Source organism: Gemmatimonadota bacterium, from assembly GCA_009841265.1.
Taxonomy (GTDB): domain Bacteria; phylum JAAXHH01; class JAAXHH01; order JAAXHH01; family JAAXHH01; genus JAAXHH01.
Map to the genome: position 1 here is coordinate 1,054,981 of VXMB01000009.1, position 18,965 is coordinate 1,073,945.

The 18,965-nt window shown below is 63.1% G+C and carries 17 protein-coding genes; 8 read left to right on the forward strand and 9 right to left on the reverse strand.

What is annotated here, in order from left to right; all coding sequences use genetic code 11:
- Positions 1-50: 50 nt before the first annotated feature.
- The 4 genes from F4X08_09475 to F4X08_09490 all read right to left on the reverse strand — a co-directional run bounded on the left by F4X08_09475 (position 51) and on the right by F4X08_09490 (position 5,734).
- On the reverse strand, positions 51-1,394 hold the full coding sequence (locus F4X08_09475; protein MYD26028.1) for an MATE family efflux transporter: 1,344 nt from the start codon (positions 1,392-1,394) through the stop codon (positions 51-53).
- A 58-nt stretch (positions 1,395-1,452) separates the two neighbouring features.
- A complete protein-coding gene (locus F4X08_09480) occupies positions 1,453-2,721 on the reverse strand; it encodes an FAD-dependent oxidoreductase (GenBank protein MYD26029.1) in 1,269 nt (422 codons plus the stop codon).
- A gap of 91 nt (positions 2,722-2,812) precedes the next feature.
- Complete coding sequence (locus tag F4X08_09485; protein MYD26030.1) at positions 2,813-4,573, reverse strand: peptide ABC transporter substrate-binding protein; 1,761 nt, start codon at positions 4,571-4,573, stop codon at positions 2,813-2,815.
- 24 nt (positions 4,574-4,597) lie between these two features.
- The gene (locus F4X08_09490) at positions 4,598-5,734 is read right to left on the reverse strand and encodes a peptidase M19 (GenBank protein ID MYD26031.1); all 1,137 of its coding nucleotides are present in this window, start codon (positions 5,732-5,734) and stop codon (positions 4,598-4,600) included.
- 166 nt (positions 5,735-5,900) lie between these two features.
- On the opposite strand from F4X08_09490, the gene F4X08_09495 reads away from it, so the two are divergent.
- The 8 genes from F4X08_09495 (at position 5,901) to F4X08_09530 (ending at position 13,494) form a co-directional block, all read left to right on the forward strand.
- Positions 5,901-6,929 carry a zinc-binding dehydrogenase gene (locus F4X08_09495; GenBank protein ID MYD26032.1) on the forward strand — a complete coding sequence of 343 codons (1,029 nt, stop codon included), beginning with the start codon at positions 5,901-5,903 and terminating at the stop codon, positions 6,927-6,929.
- A gap of 20 nt (positions 6,930-6,949) precedes the next feature.
- The gene (locus tag F4X08_09500) at positions 6,950-7,978 is read left to right on the forward strand and encodes an alcohol dehydrogenase catalytic domain-containing protein (GenBank protein MYD26033.1); all 1,029 of its coding nucleotides are present in this window, start codon (positions 6,950-6,952) and stop codon (positions 7,976-7,978) included.
- Positions 7,979-8,077: 99 nt separating this feature from the next.
- Complete coding sequence (locus F4X08_09505; protein ID MYD26034.1) at positions 8,078-8,899, forward strand: prohibitin family protein; 822 nt, start codon at positions 8,078-8,080, stop codon at positions 8,897-8,899.
- Positions 8,900-9,009: 110 nt separating this feature from the next.
- Entirely contained in the window at positions 9,010-9,831 is an 822-nt protein-coding gene (locus F4X08_09510) for an RraA family protein (GenBank protein MYD26035.1), read from the forward strand.
- Between the two features lie 89 nt (positions 9,832-9,920).
- On the forward strand, positions 9,921-10,484 hold the full coding sequence (locus F4X08_09515) for a PadR family transcriptional regulator (GenBank protein ID MYD26036.1): 564 nt from the start codon (positions 9,921-9,923) through the stop codon (positions 10,482-10,484).
- A gap of 34 nt (positions 10,485-10,518) precedes the next feature.
- Positions 10,519-11,301, forward strand: a complete 783-nt coding sequence (locus tag F4X08_09520; GenBank protein MYD26037.1) for a 2,4-dihydroxyhept-2-ene-1,7-dioic acid aldolase — start codon at positions 10,519-10,521, stop codon at positions 11,299-11,301.
- Positions 11,291-12,730, forward strand: a complete 1,440-nt coding sequence (locus F4X08_09525) for a sulfatase (protein ID MYD26038.1) — start codon at positions 11,291-11,293, stop codon at positions 12,728-12,730. The genes F4X08_09520 and F4X08_09525 overlap by 11 nt, the downstream gene beginning before the upstream one ends.
- The gene (locus tag F4X08_09530; protein MYD26039.1) at positions 12,727-13,494 is read left to right on the forward strand and encodes a sugar phosphate isomerase/epimerase; all 768 of its coding nucleotides are present in this window, start codon (positions 12,727-12,729) and stop codon (positions 13,492-13,494) included. The genes F4X08_09525 and F4X08_09530 overlap by 4 nt, the downstream gene beginning before the upstream one ends.
- A gap of 41 nt (positions 13,495-13,535) precedes the next feature.
- Here F4X08_09530 and dgoD read toward each other — a convergent pair whose 3' ends face one another.
- From dgoD to F4X08_09555, 5 genes are all read right to left on the reverse strand, one after another.
- On the reverse strand, positions 13,536-14,639 hold the full coding sequence (dgoD, locus tag F4X08_09535; protein ID MYD26040.1) for a galactonate dehydratase: 1,104 nt from the start codon (positions 14,637-14,639) through the stop codon (positions 13,536-13,538).
- Positions 14,640-14,710: 71 nt separating this feature from the next.
- A complete protein-coding gene (locus F4X08_09540) occupies positions 14,711-15,508 on the reverse strand; it encodes a sugar phosphate isomerase/epimerase (protein MYD26041.1) in 798 nt (265 codons plus the stop codon).
- Positions 15,509-15,534: 26 nt separating this feature from the next.
- On the reverse strand, positions 15,535-16,530 hold the full coding sequence (locus F4X08_09545; protein MYD26042.1) for a Gfo/Idh/MocA family oxidoreductase: 996 nt from the start codon (positions 16,528-16,530) through the stop codon (positions 15,535-15,537).
- A gap of 151 nt (positions 16,531-16,681) precedes the next feature.
- A complete protein-coding gene (locus F4X08_09550) occupies positions 16,682-18,088 on the reverse strand; it encodes a sulfatase-like hydrolase/transferase (GenBank protein ID MYD26043.1) in 1,407 nt (468 codons plus the stop codon).
- A 58-nt stretch (positions 18,089-18,146) separates the two neighbouring features.
- On the reverse strand, positions 18,147-18,896 hold the full coding sequence (locus F4X08_09555; protein MYD26044.1) for an NUDIX domain-containing protein: 750 nt from the start codon (positions 18,894-18,896) through the stop codon (positions 18,147-18,149).
- Between the last annotated feature and the right edge of the window lie 69 nt (positions 18,897-18,965).

Genomic DNA, 18,965 nt, shown 5'->3' on the forward strand with positions numbered 1-18,965 from the left:
GGTTCCTTTCCACCTCGACTACCAGTCGCGTCGGCAGTCCTGAATTTACTTCACCCCATCACCCTGAACGGGCTGTTTCCCACACCCGGCCAGATCCGCACCACGCCCAGGGTCGCCCGGACGCCGATCCAGACCCCGGTCATCAACCAGATCCAGTCCAGGGCGTGGGGACCGGCGAGCAGTCCGGCCGCACCCGTGCCGGTGGCGAGGACCACGGCGTTCCTCAGGTACCGGTAGTCCCCCGAGCCCCAGTGCAGCCCGTCGGTGGCGAAGGCCAGGGCGTTCAGCGGCTGTACGACGACGGCGATGATCCAGGCCGAATGAAAATAGGCTACCGCGGTCGTAGGTACGAGCAGATCGATGACGACCCCGCTCCCCATCCACAGGACGAGTCCCAGAAGACCACCCGACCACACGCTCCAGTGACACACGATGCGCGCCACCTTCCGTGCGCTCCTGATCCGGTCACCGCCGAGGAAGTAGGCCACCAGGCTCTGGCCCGTGACGGCCAGTGCGTCCAGCACGAAGGTGCCGAACATCCAGACCTGCCTGATCGCCTGGTGAGCGGCCCCGATGTCGGCGCCCCCGTGCGTGGCCTCGCGGGTCGTCAGGAGGAGAAACAGGTTCAAAACGCCGGTGCGTATGAAGAGATCGGCGCCGACGCGCATCAGCCGGCGGACTGCGCCGAGATTTACCTGAAAGGACCAGCCCAGTTTCCGCTTGACGATCCAGATCGACCAGGCCGCGCCGATCCAGTACGCGACGACGCTGGCCACCGCCGCGCCGGCGATACCGAGGGCAGGCACGGGTCCCGCGCCGAAAATCAGGATCGGATCGAGCACGATATTGATGCCGTTGATGCCAAGGGCGATCCAGAGCGCCGAACGCATATCCTGAAGTCCCCGTAAGGCACCGCAGGCCGTGAGCGTAATCAGGATGGCGGGCGCGCCGAACCAGCGCCAGAAGATGTAGTCCACGGCCCCATCGTGGATGGCACCCGACGCGCCGAGCAGCGTGGCCAGGTACGAGGTGAGTGGAACGCCGAGGACGATAATCAGCAGCCCGAAGACCGCGCTCATGTTGATACCCAGACTGCTCATGGAAACGGACCGGGACCGGTCGTTGTCGCCCTCGGCCTGGGCTACTTCGGTCTGGGTGCTGATCCCGAGGAAGTTGAAGATCCAGAATAGGCCCGAAAGCGACACGGCGCCGACTCCGAGGGCGGCCAGCGACTCCGCGCCCAGCCGCTTGATAAAGGCGGTGTCCACGAGGCCGGTAAGCGGTTCCGCGATGAGCGAGAGCAGGACGGGGAAGGAAAGCCGTACAAGCGTGGCATGGGGCCTGGTCGTAAAAGGATGGTCGGACGAGGTGCCCGCGAGCTTTGAATCGCGCATATTCACCTGGGCGGCGTGCTGAATCGGCGTACTGAATCGGCGTACTTTATTGGCGTACTCAGGCGGCGAAACGGTCCACCGCGAGGAGATCGAGGTCGATATCGAAGTCGAGGTCGGCCCGCTCGCCGGCAATGATCCGGCAGACCAGCTTCCCGGTCACCGGACCGAGGGATACCCCGATCATGGCATGGCCCGCCGCCACGACCAGGTTGCGGACGTCCGGGACCCGGCCCAGAAAGGGCAGTCCGTCGGGCGTGCAGGGACGCAGCCCGCACCAGGTCTCCAGGATCTCATGGGATCCGATATCGAAGGACGGCAGATATCTGGGAACGGCATTGAGAATGGCGGAAACGCGCCGGTGGTTTATAGAATGATCCATGCCGGCCAGCTCCAGGGTGCCTCCGATACGCAGCGTGTCGCCCATGGGCGTAACGGCCACCCGGGATTCCGACAGCATGAAGGGCATTTCCGGCCAGCCGGACGGCCGCCTCAGGGTAACGCTGTACCCCTTGGCCGGCTGAATGGGCAGCGGAACACCAGCGAGTTTACCGAGTGCGGCGGACCAGGAACCCGCCGTGAGCACCACCTCTCCCGCCGCGATATCCCCCCGGGTCGTGTGAGTAGTTGTGATGCGTTCGTTGTCTTTTGTGAAACCCCTTACTTCCGTCTGGGTAAGCACCTTCACGCCGAGCCGCTCCAGGTAGTCCGCCAACGACCGCACAAACTTGCCTGGCGTCAGATGAGCGTCCTGCCTGAAATGCAGGCCGCCCAACGCATTCAGCTCCAGCCCCGGTAACGCCTCGGCCAGTCCGTCCGGGGAAAGAGCGTCGATCTCCAGACCGTAGGAGGAGAGGAGATGTAGTTCCTCTTCCCCTTCCTCCAGACCATCCTGCGTTCGATACACGGCCAACACGCCTCGCTGATGGTAGTCGAAATCCACCCCGTCCAGACCGTTTAGTTCATCGAAGAGCGTAAGGCTGCGCAGGCTCATGTCCCGGATCAGCGGTATGGCCCTGCGTATCCGGCCTTCGCTACTCGCCCTCCAGAAGGCCCAGAGCCAGCGAATCAGCGACGGATCCAGCCGCGGCTTGATGTAGAAGGGGCTGTCCGGCCTGAACATCCACTTCAGGCCCTGGGACACGACGCCCGGCGCCGCGAGCGGCACGCTGTGGCTGGGCACGACGAGGCCCATGTTGCCGTGGGAAGCGCCGGACCCGATCTCCCCGCGGTCCACGAGGGTGACCTCGTACCCTGCCTCACGCAGGTAGTACGCGGCGCATACCCCCACCGCGCCGCCTCCGATGATCAGTACGTCGGTCTTGTCCATAAGGAAATCGGATGGTCAAAGTGGCGGATGGCCAAGGCGAATAAGTGGCGACACGAAACACGACGGGCATCCCCGTGAATCTCGCGGCAATTCAGTGGCGGGCGATGTACATTTCCGTGAAGTTCACGGTCTGTATCGATATGATCGGCACCACGCGGCCTTCACGGTCCTGCTTGACGCCCCGGAGATAGGGTTTTCGCAACTCCGTGATCACCGGATGGAAGAGAAAGACGGCGCCCGCCTCTTCCGCCATGATGCGCTCGGCCCGGGCGTACAGGTCGTAGCGGACCGCGGGGTCCATATGGGTATTGGCCCGGTCGAGCAGGTCGTCGAACTCCGCGTGCAGCCAGTCATGGCGGGCGTAACCCCTGGGCTGGGACCGCCAGAGGAGGCCGAGCATGTTGGACGGATCGGGGTAGTCGTAGACGAAGACCAGCATGCCCATGGGGATCTGCCACTGGAACAGGTTCTCGTTGAAGACGTTGCGCTGCTGGTACCTGATTTCCAGTTCGATGCCCAGCGTCTCCCGGAGCATGGCCTGCACCGCTTCGCCCGCGATGCGGTTGATGCCCGTATCGGCCACCCGCAGCCATAGTTCCGTGCGGGGGAAGCCCCGGCCTTCCGGATAGCCGGCTTCCGCCATCAGCCGCCGCGCCTCGTCGGGATCGTAGGTCTGGAACGCCTTGAACTGATCTGCCGAATACCCCGGGAAGCCGGGCGGGAGCATGGAGTACGCAGGGATGGCGAGGTCGTTGAGGACGGTCGTGCTGAGCGTAGACCGGTCGATCGCACGGGCGATGGCCTGCCTTACCCGGGCGTCGTCGAAGGGCGGCTGCCGGGTCTGGAAGAACAGGTACCACGTGGTGAACTCGGGCATCCGGTGAATCTCCTGCGCGAGCCTTTCGTCCTGGCGCACCCGTTCGTAGTCGATGGGGTCCAGCCGGTAGGCGTCGATTTCACCGTTCTCGTAGGGCAGGGTGCCCGGACGCTGTGCGCCGATGAACTTGACGATGATCTCCTCGAGCAGCGCCTTGTGCGGACCGTTGTAGTTCGGATCCAGCGTGAACTTCATGTCGGAACCTGTGTTCCACTCAGCCAGCCGATACGTGAAGTTGGACACGCAGTGTTCCGGCTCCGTCCATTCCGCGCCGAAACGCTCCACCTGCCACCGCGGCACGGGCGACGACGTGATGAATGAAACGATATAGGGCAGGTAGGGGCAGGGTCCCTCGGTCTCTATCTGGAAGGTCAGATCGTCCACCGCGCGGATACCCACCTGCTCCACGTCCGTCAGTTCACCCTGGTTGAAGGCCCGCCCGTTCTTGATCACGTAGTAGAGAAAGGCGTAGATGTTTCCGCTGGCCGGATCCAGCATGCGGCGGAAGGAGTACTCGAAGTCTTGAGCCGTAACGTCCCTGCCGTCGCTCCACCGCGCGCCTTCCCGGAGATGGAAGGTCCATGTCCGGCCGTCCTCCGAAGACTCCCACCGGTCCGCCGCGGCAGGCACCAGTTCGTTGTTCTCGTCCAGCAGCACCAGCCGCTCGAAGGCGAAGTACGTGCCGTCGGCCTCGTAGGCCGCCACGCTGATGTCCAGCGTGGACGGCTCGCGGAACATGTATCGGAAGCGCTGCTGTTCCGGCGGGGCCGCGTCGTCCGGCAGCTGGCGGCCTATGGAATTTACCCAGGCCTGGCTGTCAGACCGGGAACCGTTTTCGTCGCCGGCGCAACCGCTCAGGCACAGGATCGCCAAGGCCAGCAGCATGCAGCCGGAAGCCACGGGCAGCAGGGGTTCTCGACGTCGCACCAGCGCCTTGGATCCGCGACGCCTCCTGTTTCGGATGTATGTGTCCATTGCGGGAACCTCGTCCTTGTATCGTCAGCCGTTCTTCGGCAGGTGGTCCGTATAGAATCGCACCCAGTTCCGATACATGATCTTCTCGATATCATCCCGGGCGTAGCCCCGGTCTTCAAGTATGGGGGCCAGCAACTGGTAATCCGCGATGGAATCGACTTCGCAAGGGGCTCCGTCAATGCCGCCCTGCCCGTCGGTATCGCCGCCGATCGCCGCATGGCCGGAATTGCCAGCCAGCTGGCACACGTGATCGATATGATCGGCCACGTGGTTCAGCGTAATGTCCTCGCGCCGGTAGTGGTCCCGGCGGTTGAATCTCCCGGTGTCCGCCCAGTCGAGGGTGTACCACGGACAGAGCATCCAGGTATCCATGGACGCGCCGATGACGCCGCCCCGTTCGATGACGATCCGAAGTTGCTCGTCGGAGAACTGGCGCTGGCCGGGCACGAGGGCGCGGCAGTTCTGGTGGCTGGCCAGCACCGGTCCCTCATACCGATCCACGGCCTCGAAGAAACTCTCGTCCGAAATGTGGGTGAGGTCGAGCAACATGCCACAGGCGGACATCTCCCGCAGCAGGTCTCCCGCGGGCGCGAACAGGCCGCCCTCCGAACCCGTGCCATGGGCGTAGGTGCTCGGGCCGTAGTGGGTCAGGCTTACCACGCGGACGCCGTATTCGAACCATTCGTGTACCTGGTCCGGCCTGAGGATGGGATCGGCGCCTTCCATGCCGAGGATGAATCCCACGGGCAGCTCAGCGGTATCCTCCGCCTGCTCCCAGCCTTCCATATGGCGGGCCAGGGCTTGCCCGTGCGTGAGTACGACGCCTTCCCCCTGTTCCGCCAGCATATGGTAGTAGGCTACCTGGCCGCGGGCCGCCCCATACACCGCCGCGCTCCCGCGGAGACCGGACAGTATGCTGTTTTCCCGTTTTCGACGTACGCAGAACTTCATGAGCGCAGCCGCCACCCGGCCCCGCCGCATCTCGGGCAGGCACGCGAAGGCCACGTTGCCCGAATCTCCATCGGCCGCACGCATCTCGGCCAGGGGCAGTGTAAGGTCCCGGTTGAGCTCTACGCCGCCGTATGCCATGGGATAGTCACCGTCGAAGATGAGCATGGGAAAACGATACCGGGCGGCCCGTGGGGTGTCAATACAATTCACCCCGGTATTCCGTTTTGAATCGTGCCGGCCGCCTGTCCTTGCGTTTGCTTCGTCAAGAACGTATAATAGGCGTCCGTGAAACTTGTTTCGTAGTCAATACGTCTTACCTGATAAGGCGTTTACGTTCACGTTGAACGTACCCACAAAGCTACGGATACCTATCCCTATGCGCGCGTGTGTGCTGGTTGAACCGGGACGGATCGAAACCCGCGACGATGTCGATCTGCCGGTCGCGGGACCGACCGACGTGGTCGTGCGGGTGGAATCCGCCCTGACCTGCGGGACCGATCTCAAGGCATACCGGAGAGGTCATCACCTCATGCCGCCGCCGACCCTGTTCGGCCACGAGTTCTCGGGAGTTGTTTTCGACAAAGGGAATAAGGTGGACCGTTACGCCATCGGGCAGCCCGTCATGTCGGTACATACGGCGCCCTGTGGAAAATGCGTCTACTGCGGCAGATCGCTTCAGAACCTGTGTCCGCACCTGACCAAGACAATGGCGCTGGGCGCATACGCCGAGTACCTTAGGGTGCCCGGCACGGTGGTCGACGTGAACATGTACCCCAGGCCCGATGAACTGGGATATCGCGAGGCCGCCATGCTGGAGCCCCTGTCCTGCGTGACCTACTGCATCAGCCAGGCGCTGGCGACGCGCCCTGAAACCGCGGTCGTGATCGGCGCCGGCGCCATCGGGTTGCTGCATGTCATGGTGCTGAAGGAAATGGGTGTCGGGCAGGTCATCGTTTCGGGGCGACACGAATACCGGCTCGAAATGGCGAAGGTGGTGGGGGCGGACCTCGTCATCGACAGCGACAGCGAGCATGCCACGGAAGCCGTGTTGGACGCCACCGGGGGCCACGGGTCGCCCATCGTCTTCGAGTGCACGGGATTGCCCGCGGTCTGGGAAGAATCCGTAACCATGGTCAGCAGGGGCGGATGCGTCATCCTCTTCGGCGGATGCCCGGGCGGCACGAAGGTCACGTACGATACGGCCCGCCTGCACTACGACCAGATCACGCTCAAGGGCATCTTTCATTTCACGCCCGAGGCGGTCCGGAGCGCCTACGACCTGCTCGCGGACGGGCGGCTCGACGTTACGCCCCTGATTACGGGAGACCGCACGCTGGAGGAAGTGCCGGAGACCTTCAGGACCTTCCGTGGTAAGGATACGCTGAAGTACGCGATCATACCCTGATCCCGGCGGGGGTGCCTTCCATGAAAGCCGCAAAAGTCTACGATATCGACGATATCCGGATCGAGGAGATGGATACGCCGGCCATCACGGCGCGCGACGCCCTGGTGAAGATGCGCAGTTGCGGGATCTGCAGCGGGGATGTCACGCCCTGGTACATTCGGCGAAAGGCGCCCATCGTCATCGGGCACGAGCCGACCGGTGTCGTGGAGGCCGTGGGCGACGAGGTCGAAGGGCTCTCCGTGGGGGACCGCGTATTCATTCACCACCACGCGCCCTGCTTCCGGTGCCGCCACTGCCGTCGCGGCAACTTCACCATGTGCGCCACCTGGAAGAAAACGCGGCTCGACCCGGGAGGCGCGGCCGAATACGTGCGGGTACCCGAGATCAACCTCCGCTACGACACCCTGGTCCTGCCCGAATCGGTTTCCTTCGACGACGGCGCGCTGATCGAGCCCGTAGCCTGCTCGGTCAAGGCGGTGGAACGCGCCCGTGTCCGTCCGGGGGACATCGTGCTCGTCATCGGACTGGGCTTCATGGGCGTCCTGAACGGAATCGTGGCCCGGCACTACGGCGCCAGGACGGTCATCGGAGCCGACCGGGTACCCTACCGGCTGAACAAGGCGCTCGAACTCGGCATGGACCACGTGGTGGACGTACGGGAACACGATCCGGCGGAGGCGGTGCGCGAACTGACGGGCGGCGTGATGGCCGACGCGGTGATCGTCGGTCCCGGCAGCATCGCGGCGATGGAGACCGGACTGGCGTGCGTGGGCAAGGGCGGGATCGTGCTCCTCTTCATGTCTTCGCCGGAGGAGGATGTGCTTGCTTTCCGGCCCTATGACCTGTACTTTAATGACGTATCGATCGTATGCAGTTATTCCTGCGGGCCTCACGATACCCGCATGGCGCTGGACCTTATCGAGGCCGGTGTGGTAACTTCCGACCAGGTCGTTACGCACCGCTTTCCTTTATCGGAGACACGGCGGGGCATGGAGGTCACCGCCGCCGCAAAGGATTCCCTGAAAGTGTTGATTCACATCAACGCGTGAGCATCACGTCAACGCGTATTCCGGTCGGTTGGCCCCATCCGGCCAGTCCGGTCAGTCCGGCCAGTCGAGCCGGTCCACCAAGTAGAAGGAGGAGTAGAAATGTCTGAGTATGATATCCGGGAGCAGCTTCCCGGCAGCAATATCCCGTATCTGAAAATCGCCATCGGTATCGTCGTGCTGCTGGTACTGTACAATTCTTACGCAGTGATCGGCGCCGGCGAACGCGGGGTGGTATTCAGCAAGGTTGGCGGCATACAGGACCGGATCCTCGACGAAGGAATAAGGTTCAAGACGCCCTTTATCGAGGACGTGATTCCCGTCGATGTGAAAATCAAGAAGGCGGAGACCGCCGCCACGGCCTCTACCAAGGACCTGCAGACGGTTTCGTCCACGATCGCGTTGAACTACCATGTAGATCCTGGTCGGGTAAACACGGTCTACCAGGAAATCGGTATTTTCTACAAAGAACGCGTCATCGATCCCGCCGTCCAGGAAGCCGTCAAGGCGGTGTCCGCACAGTACACCGCGGAGGAATTGATTACGCGCCGCGCGGACGTCAAGGATGAGATCAAGGCTTCCCTCACGCAACGGCTCCTGAACTTCAACATGATCGTGGACGAGTTCAACATCGTCGACTTTGCTTTTTCCAACAACTTCAACACGGCGATCGAAGCCAAGCAGATGGCCGAGCAGCAGGCCCTGAAGGCCCAGCGCGACCTGGAGCGAATACGCATTGAAGCAGAGCAGAGGATCGCAACGGCAACGGCTGAGGCCGAGTCCCAACGGTTGCAGCGCGCCACGATCACGCCGACCCTGCTGCAGTTGCGGGCGATCGAGAAATGGGACGGCCATTTTCCCCAGGTCATCGGACAGGCCATGCCCTTCATCGATCTGAAGACGCTGGGTCCCCAGACCAGGTAGGTCGGCAGGGACGCGTCGGCGCAGACTAGTGACTGGCCGCGCAAGCGTACGACGTTCAAATACGGTTTGATTACCGGACCCCGCAGGCGACAAGGAGACAGGAGCTATACATGATAGGTCTGAACAGTCCGGAGTTCACGCGAGCCGTTACCTCGAAGTGGGACGGCGAACGGGGTCCGGACGGGCGCCCCGTCGTGCCTGACAGCATCCTGAAACGGATGGAGAAAGTAACTATTGAGGAAGCGTGGGGCGTCATCGGAGGAAAGGGATACAACTACCAGTTCTCGGGGGACTGGCAGATCCTCCACCCCGATCGTACCCTCGTCGGCCGCGCGGTGACCGGGGTCTACGTGCCCACCCGGCCCGACCTGGAAACGGCGGTCCAGGCCGACGGCGCGGAACATGGCTGCATAGGCGGCCAGAACTCCTGGGTAATCGATACGCTCGAACCCAACGACGTGATCGTCATCGACCTCTTCGGAAAGGTCAAGTTCGGGACCTTCGCCGGCGATAATCTCGGAAATTCCATCTATGCCAAGACCGGAACGGGCATGGTCATCGACGGAGGCATCCGGGACCTGCAGAGGCTCTACGAAATCCCCATGGTCTCCTATATCCGCGGGGTCGATCCCACGGCCATCGCCGATGTGACCCTCCTCGGCATCAACGTGCCGGTCCGTATCGGTCTCGAGGCCACCTGCGTACCCGGGGACGTCGTGCTCGGTACGCGTGAAGGGGTCATCTTCATTCCGCCGCATCTGGCGGAACAGGTCGTCATCGAATCGGAAGAAACCAGGATGCGGGACGCCTGGGGCCACCAGCAGCTTCGCGAGGGCACTTACACGCCCGGCGAGATCGACCGCGAATGGACTCCCGAAATGACGGCCGAATTCGAGGTCTGGCGGCAGCAGCAGACCGCGGACGACCCGTAGCGAAGCCTTTGCGAAGCGCCAACGTTACGCCCGCAACGTTGCGCTGGAAAGCTTGAATCACGGACATCAGATCTACCTGAACTGCCCCGATGGCCAGACCCTATTCCCCCACCCTGCTCGGATACGTACTGCTGGGACTGCTGAACCAGCTTCCCCGGTCGGGCTACGACGTCCGCCTGGAGATGGAATCGACGCCCATGGCCCATTTCAGCAGCAGCCCAGGTTCGATCTACCCGGCGCTCCAACTGCTGAAGAAAAACGGTTTTATCGACAACGAGGTCTTCCACCGCTCCCGGTTGAAGCCGAGAGAAGTGTTTCACCTGACAGAGAAGGGCAAAAAGGCTTTAAGCGCGTGGTTGCACAAGCGGCTCGCCGTGTCCGATCTGAGGGACAATCTCTCCGAGTTGATGCTCAGGTTCCGGTTCATGGAAGACATCGCAAGCGACCAGGAAACACAGCGGTTTCTCCAGGATTTCAGACGCAAGGCCAGGACCTACGCCAGCATCCTCAAATCACAGACCAGGACACAGGCCGAAAGCTCTCGCCACTACGCTCTTTCACTGCAGCGGGAGATCTCCATGGTCCAGATGCACATCGAATGGGCGGACCAGGCCATGACGGCTTTCGAAGCTTCGAAGCCGAACGGGTCGTAATGCGGCCCGGAACCCGGAAAGGCAAACGAGAAACATGCGACCGAACAAGCTCAGGAGCATCCTGAACGAGGGCCGTCCGTCCCTGGCTACCCACATCCATACAGTCTGGCCCTCCGTGGTCGAACTCGTGGGGCACACCGGCCGGTACGACTATGTCGAATTCGTGGGTGAATACGGACCCTACGACCTCCATGACCTGGACAACCTGGGCCGCGCCGCCGAACTGCACGACCTCGGCTTGATGATCAAGGTCGACCAGGAACCGCGGGGTTTCCTCGCGCAGCGGGCCATCGGTTCAGGATTCCAGAGCGTGCTATTCGCCGACTGTCGGACCCCGGACGAATTTCGCGCCTGCGTGGACATCGTGCGCCCGGATACGCCGGAATCCCGGGGTACCTACGGCGTTGCGACGCGGCGGTTCTCCTACATGGGATACGGCGGCGGACAGGACTACGTGGACGCCCTGGATGAGATCGTCGTGGCGGTCATGATCGAAAAAGGCCCCGCGGTGGACCACCTCGACGAGATCCTTGAAATCGACGGGATCGACATGATCCAGTGGGGACCGGCCGACTATTCCGTGAACGTGGGCAAGATCGGCCAGCGAGAAGCCGTCAAATCCGTCGAACGCGTGGTCATCGACAAGTCCCTGGCCGCGGGCCGGAACCCCCGCGCGGAGATCAACACCGCGGACGAGGCCCGGTACTACCTCGATCTCGGCGTGCGCCACTTCTGCATCGGCACGGACGTGCACGTGCTGCACGGCTACTGGCGGCGTGAAGGCGACGATATGCGCAAGGCGCTGGATGGGTCGTAGTGGCGACCGTGACCACGTAGCACCGGCCGAGACCATGATGTCCCGCCCCAACATCCTCTTCGTATTCGACGATCAGCACCGGTACTCCGCCATGGGTACCAGCGGCAATCCCGTCGTGCGGACGCCCAACCTGGACCGGTTCGCGTCCGAGGGCGTGGTGCTGGACCAGGTGTTTTCGAGTTGCCCCATCTGCTCACCCTACCGCGGCCAGCTCATGACCGGTCGGTATTCCCACGCTAACGGCGTCATGGACAACGAGTACCTCCTTCACGGGGACCAGGACTTCCTGCCGGCCGTGCTCGTAGGTCATGGCTACCGTACGGCCTACATCGGCAAGTGGCACCTGGGCTACGGTCCCTATGGAGCGGACGGCCGCTACGGCTTCGATTACATGGCCGCCTACGACTGCAATCACGATTATTACGACGTATACTATCATGAGAACGAACAGGGTCCCATTGACATGGCGGGATGGGCGCCGGAAACGGAGACCTCGCTGGCGATCCGGTTCATGGAGGAACATGCCAGGGAACATGCCGGCCGGCCCTTCGCCCTCGTGCTGAGCTGGGGACCGCCCCACTGGCCCTACGATGCATATCCGGCCGAGTACGACCTCTACGACCCGGACAAGGTGGATCTGCCGCCCAACGTCCCAGACCAGTTTGCCGCCTTCGCCCGGCGGGAGATCGCCCACTACTACGGCAACGTGACCGCTTTGGACCACCAGTTCGGCCGGCTGGACGACGCGCTGGAACGGCTGGGCATCCGGGACGACACCCTGGTGGTCTTCACCTCGGACCACGGAGATCACCTCAGCAGCCACGGCTACGGAAAGCCCATGGACCGCTGGATGCATCCTTCCTTCCGCGCCTCGAAGGCGACGCCGTACGAGGAATCGATCCATGTTCCCTTCATCGCCCGGCAACCGGGCCGGATCGCGCCCGGGACGAGGAGCGACGCCCTGGTGAGCAGCGTGGACCTGATGCCTACGCTGCTGGGCATGGCCGGCGTGCCGGTGCCCGAAGGCGTGCAGGGCACCGATCAGTCGCACGTACTGACGGGGACGCCGGGACCGCGCAACGATTCGGTCTATCTGCAGATCCTCGGACCCGGCTGGCCGCACCGGGGCGAATGGGTCGGCTTCTGGCGCGGGATCCGGACGGACCGCTGGGTCTACGCGCGCTGGCACGGGAATCAACGGGACACGCTGCTCTTCGACCGGAAGGACGATCCCTTTGAACTGAAGAACCTGGCCGGCGATCCCGCGTGCCGGCAGATCCGGGACGTATGTGAAGCACGGCTACAGCGATGGATGGCGGAAACCGGCGATCCCTTCGACACCGGGCCCCGCGACCCGGAGACGGGCATGCTGCGGCTCGGGCAGCGGTTCAGTCACGAGAAGTATGAGCAAGGGGAGACCGCAAGATGACGATTTCCTGCTGCACCTGGGCCCTGGGGGAACCGGAAGCGGACGTATTGACGGCGATCGCGCAGGCGGGCCTGCGCCACATCGATCACCGCCCCTTCGATTTCCGGTCCGCCGAATCCCGGCGGTTGATCTCGGACCTGGAGCTCACGCCGGCGTGCATGGCGACGGGTTTCGGCATGCCGGAGGGCGCGGCACTCGACGCGGCCGACGCCGGCGCGCGGGACGCGGCCATCGAACACACCCGGCGTGCCCTCGAATACGCCCACGAGACCGGCGTCCGGAGGGCCTACCTGCTGCCCGGTGAAGACAGGGACGTGGAGTCGCTCGACCGGTACGGGGAGTCCGTGACCGGTCTCGCCGGCGTCGCGGCCGGATACGGCATCAAGCTGTGCATCGAGCATTTTCCGGGGAAGGCCCTGGCGACGGTGCGGGACACCCTCGACTACATCGCGAAGCTGGGTCACGACAACCTGTACCTGCTGTTCGACATCGGACACGCGCAGATTTCGAAGGAAGATCCCGCCGAAGCCGTGGTGCGGGCGGGCGATCGTCTCGGGTACTTCCATCTCGACGATAACGACGGCGAGTCCGATCTCCACTGGGCCCTGTGCGACGGGGTGCTCACCCGGGACGTGCTGCAGCGTACACTGGCCGCCCTCGGCCGCATCAGTTACGACGGCCCGGTCAGCCTGGAGATGAACTCCGGGCTCCCCGATCCCCTGGCGGCCATAGAAAGCGGTTTCCGGCTGGTGCGCACCCTCTAGCACTGTTTCAGGCTGGTGCGCGACCTCTAGCCGTCCTGGTTCTACCAGTCCACCACGGACCCGTCGTCGGCCAGGTAACTCTCGCCGTTCCGCCAGTCGTGGTCGATCTGCTCCTCCATGGCATCGTCGTCCAGTTCGATCCCCAGACCCGGCCCGGTGGGCAATTCCACGAAACCATCTTTAAAGACGAAGGGCTTCTTGAGGTATCCCTCACCCAGCGTGGTGTGCTCCTGGGCGACGAAATTGGGGATCGAGGCGTCCAGCTGCAGGCAGGCGGCCAGGGAGATGGGTCCGAGGGGATTGTGGGGCGCGATCCCGCCGTAGTAGGCTTCGGCCATGCCCGCGATGAGCCGTACCTCGAAGATACCCCCGGCGTGGCAGAGGTCCGGCTGCAGGATGGCCGCGGCCTGCTTCTCCAGGATCTCCCTGAACCCCCACTTGGTGAAGACGCGCTCTCCCGTGGCGATGGGCAGGTGGGTGCCCCGGGCGATCTCGGCGAGCACGTCGACGTTCTGGCACTGGACGGGCTCTTCCACGAAGAAGGGCTGGTAGGGTTCGAGTTCCTTGATGAGCAACTTGGCCGTCTGGGGGCTGACCGCGCCATGGAAGTCGATGGCCAGATCGATTTCCGGTCCGGCGACTTCCCTCAGCCGGGCGAAATGATTGGCGGCCGTGTCGATGAAGGCCTTGTTCTCGATGATCCGGGACGGGCGCTCCGCATATGGACCCGTCTTGAAGCAGGTGAAACCCTTAGCGATCCAGTCCCCGATGGTGTCCGGGTCACCGCCGCCCTTGTACAGCCGGATCCGGTCCCGCGTGGGACCGCCCAGCAGCTTGTACACCGGCACGCCCAGGGCCTTGCCCGACAGGTCCCACAGCGCCTGTTCCACCCCGCTCAGCGCACTGGTTAGGATGGGGCCGCCCCGATAGAAGGCGTGGCGGTACATGGCCTGCCAGTGGTGGACCACCCGGGTCGGGTCCTTGCCGACCAGGTACGGTTCCAACTCGGCCACGGCCTGGGCGCAGGTCTTCGCCCGGCCCTCCAGGATGGGCTCGCCGAGTCCCACCAGGCCCTCGTCGGTATGGATCTTGAGAAAGAGCCAGCGGGGCTTGACGAGGAAGGTCTCCAGCTTGGTGATTTTCATGGTGTGCCTCTCCGGTTTTTCTGCCGTTTTGTCGCCCTACCGCGGTCCGCACGCCTACCTGACCCTGGTGGTTACCGCGCTCCGCACGCCTGCAGGCACGCCTGCATGTGCCCTCGCGTCTCCGCCGCGATGACGCAGCACTGCTCCAGTAAATACTCCTTTGCTCCGATGACCTCGAGGTTGACGGGGCCATCGTAGCCGCCCTCGTACAGCGCGCGGATATATCCGACCAGGTCGATATCCCCCCTCCCGTTGGCCTGGTCCTCTGGCGCGCCGGGACCGGCCTGGCGGCCCTTGCAGTCGCGGATGTGCACGTGGCGGACGCGGGGCAGCACGGCCTTGATGGCGTCCACGGGGTTCTCGTTGGCGCGGTGGATATGGGAAGGATCCATGTCGATCCCGAAAGCCGGAGACGATATGGCTTCCATGGCACGCAGCGTCGTCGGCGTGTCGTAGATACTCGCGCCCACGTGGGCCTTGACGCAGAGCGTAACCCCGTAGATCTCCGCCCGGTCTGCCAGCCTACCCAGTGAATCGATGGTCGCCTGGAGGCTCTCCTCGTCTCCGGAAGTGCCGCCGGGACCGCAGTTGATGATCGGGATGCCGGTCTCGGCCGCGGCCTGGAACGCGGACTCCATGACTTCCCCGTCCTGCGAAGGCTGTTCCATGGCCAGCAGTTCCAGGCCATATTCGTCGGACAGACGCCGAATTTCCGGCGCGACGGTCTGCCAGTCCGACAGGACGAGATGCTCGCTCATGCCGCCGATGGCCGACACTTCTATGCCGTCGTACCCGGCCATGGCCAGGTGTTTGAAAGCCGTTTCCATGTCGTAACCGCCGAACAGTACCGAGTTGGCGCCAAGTTTCATGTTCTCTCCTTGTCAGTATCGTAATTTTAGTATTGTACCGTTACGACAGAATCGGTGTCCCAGGATTCGATGGCGGCTTCGATGATCAACTGGGCGCGCAGGGCATCTTCGGCCTTCGCATCGATCTCTTCCGGCGCCGCGCCTTCCAGGTTCTGTTCGATCCAGCGCGTAATCCGCGAGCCGAAAGTCTCGGAGAACCCCATCATGCCGCCCAGGTACTGGTAGGATTCCACCTCCCTTGAATGCCGGGGATAGAATTCCAGCCCCTCACAGGCTTCGCGGATGACGAACCGGGCATCCGACCCCACAACCTCGCACGTCTCCAGGCCATAGCTTCCGCCGGCGTCGTAGCTCCCGGTCAGGTGACCGACGATGCCGTTCTCGAAGAGCATGTTGACCTGGACGTTGGACCAGATCTTCCGTCCCCTGCCCTTCCTGAAGAAGGCCTGCACTTTCTCCACGTCGCCGCAGAAATACCGCATCACGTCGATGGAGTGGGGATGGAGCGCCCGCATGTGGAAATGAGGCGAGCTTTCATTGGGGTTGTTGATCCACATCGTCATGTTGATGATGTTCAATTCGCCCAGCCGGCCGGCCTCGACCCACTCCTTCGCCCGCAGTGCGGCCGGCGTGAAGCGGTGATTGAGGTTGATCCCGTAGCGAATGCCCCTTTCCCGCGCCAGCGCGACCATCTCCCGGGCCTTCGGGATCTCGTTGGATATGGGTTTCTCGCCCAGCACAGGGATGCCGCCCCCCAGCAATTCTATGGTCGGGGCGTAATGATCCCCGCCGTTCTCCACGCCGGCCGTACAGACGCTGGCCGCGTCGACCTTCAGCCCGCTGTTCAGCAGATCACCGACGCTGTAGAACGCCTGGCAGCCGTAAGTCTGCGCCGCCTCGTCGGCCTTTTCCTTTATGGCGTCGCAAACGGCCACGATCGTGCACGCTTCATGTGACAGGTAGTTCCGCGCATGGTTGTTACCGATGCCGCCCATGCCCACCACCGCGATATTCAGCCCCATCTTCAAACGCTCCTTTGCTAAATCTCCGACTATCGTTTCTCGCGTGTTAAACTACACTATTTCAGTAAGTTGCGCGGATCCTTCCAGCAGGATCCCTTGCAGGATGGCCGGTTATTGATACCACGCACGGCGACGCGCTGCGGCGACCCCATCACCGGCTGCGCGCCTGCAAACTGGCCGCCTGATCGGGATCGCCGATGTGCATCGTGTCGTAGGCCTGCTGCGAGGACTTGAAGGCGCCTACGCCCTCGTGGCCGTGCCAATCCCCTTGGGTGAGCATGGGATTGCGCTTGCCGGTCTCCCGCACCCGCTTCCGGATCCAACTGTTCATGCGTCGCTTGAGCAGGTTCACCACATCCGGCAGCTCATCGGCAAGGTTATTGTTCTCGTCCGGGTCCTCCACCAGGTTGTACAGCTCGACCGGGGGCTTGAAGTGGAAATCCGGCTCCAGGGCCACCATCAGCTTCCACTGGGGCGTGCGCCAGCCGTGCTTGCGCATCCAGGTGCACTCGGTGATGTAGAACTCGCTGTCGAAGGACGACACCGTGCCGTCGACCAGGGACATCAGGCTGTCGCCGTCGAAATCGATCCCACAGTCGATTTCCGCCAGGTCCATGATGGTGGGCACGAGATCCTTGTGCTGGTTGTACCCGTTGACGCGCCGGCCTGTGGGGATCCTGCCCGGATACCGGATGATGAGCGGGACGTGGAGCGTCACGTCATAGAGGCCGTGGTGGTCGAACCAGCATTCGTGGTCGTAGAGCGTCTCGCCGTGGTCGCCGTTGAGGATCACGATCGTCTCGTCAAGTATGCCGTGCGCCTCAAGGGCGTTGAAGATCGTCTGGATGCAGGCGTCCATGTACGCCACGGCACCGTCGTACTGGGCGATGACGTAGTCCTTGTCGGTGATGCCGGGCGGCATCCACTGGGCGAAGAAATCGCAGAAGGGCTTGAACGCCTTGACCGGATCCATGGACCGGTTCTTCGGGTCGCACTCGTCGCCGTGATAGAACATGCGCTCGTAGGGCGCCGGCGGCAGGTACGGCGCGTGGGGGTCCATGTGACGCAGAAACAGGAAGAAGGGGCCGCGCCGCCTGGCGAGCCGGTTCAGCTCCGGGATGGCCACGTCGTTCAGGTTCTGCGCCTTGGGACTGCGCCCTTCGTTCCAGCTTCCCCAACTCGGATACTCGAGGTACTTGTCGAAACCGCGGGACGACGGGTTCCCGGCAAAGCCCACGGACGTGGTTGCGTATCCTTGTTCCCGCAGGATTTCAGGCAGCGTCTGCACGTCCTCCCGCAGGCCGCCCTTGTGCCGCAGGGCCACCACCTGGGTGCCGAAGGCGTCCAGGCCGGTCAGCATGGACGCATAGGCGCTGGTCGTGGGGATATGGGCGCTGTAAGTCTTCTCGAACAACGCCCCGCCCTCGGCGAATCGGTCGATGTGGGGCGTAGTCTGTCGGTGGTAGCCGTAACAGCTCATGTGATCGGCCAGAAGGGAGTCCACGCCCAACAGTACGATATTAGGAAGCTTCTTCCGGCGCCGGCGGGTTTTAGCCATGGGTCAGTCCTCGATGATGTGTGTTAAGTTATGGATATTCTACTATTTATAACGCCACCTACTCCGGCATGAAGAACTCGTACCGTTCCGGGTCGCCATAGCCGTCGACCCACGTTTCCTTCAATCCCTGGTTCTCCACGGCGGCCTTGACGATGAGCTTGTTGAACTGGCTGACGTTCTCCGAACCCATGTAGGTCGCCACCGGCATCCAGAAACACTCTTCGATTTCCGTGGTCTGCATCTCGATGATCTGGTGGAGCGGCCTCAGGCGACAGACGAAGTAGATGTCGGACTTGTCGTAGCGGTATCCGTGCCAGTGCCGGAAACAGACCAGGCCGTCGAAGCGGGTCGGCACGCCCGTTTCTTCGAACACCTCCCGGACGACGCCTTCGGCCAGGTGCTCCTCCGGTTGCAGTGCGCCACCGGGCAGTTTGTAATAGGGTGCGCGTCCCCCGCGAAACCGCTCACAGACCACGAGCAGTTCGTCCTTCTCGTTGATGACCACACCGCCGGCGCCGATGTAATGGGTCGCGTACAGCGGCACGAAGGCGTTTTCTACCAGCCTGAGCGTCAGCATCAGGTAGTCGGTGGTACTATGATGGAACACGCTTCCCGCGTCCACCAACGGGGGAATGAGAAAGGCGCGGTCCAGGGGAACTTTGAACCAGGCGACCTGGAGGTCCTCTGCTATCCACGCCCGGATCGAAAGGTCCAGGCGCTCCCTGAATCCATCCGGCACATCCGGCAGGGCGTCCGAGTCGACTTCCACGCCGTGGAACCGGTTGCGCTCCCCCTCGATGACGGTCATGAGGCTCTCCTTGCCGGGGCTGGCCCGTCGGGCCAGACCCGCATCAAACACCTGGTCCACTCGACGCCG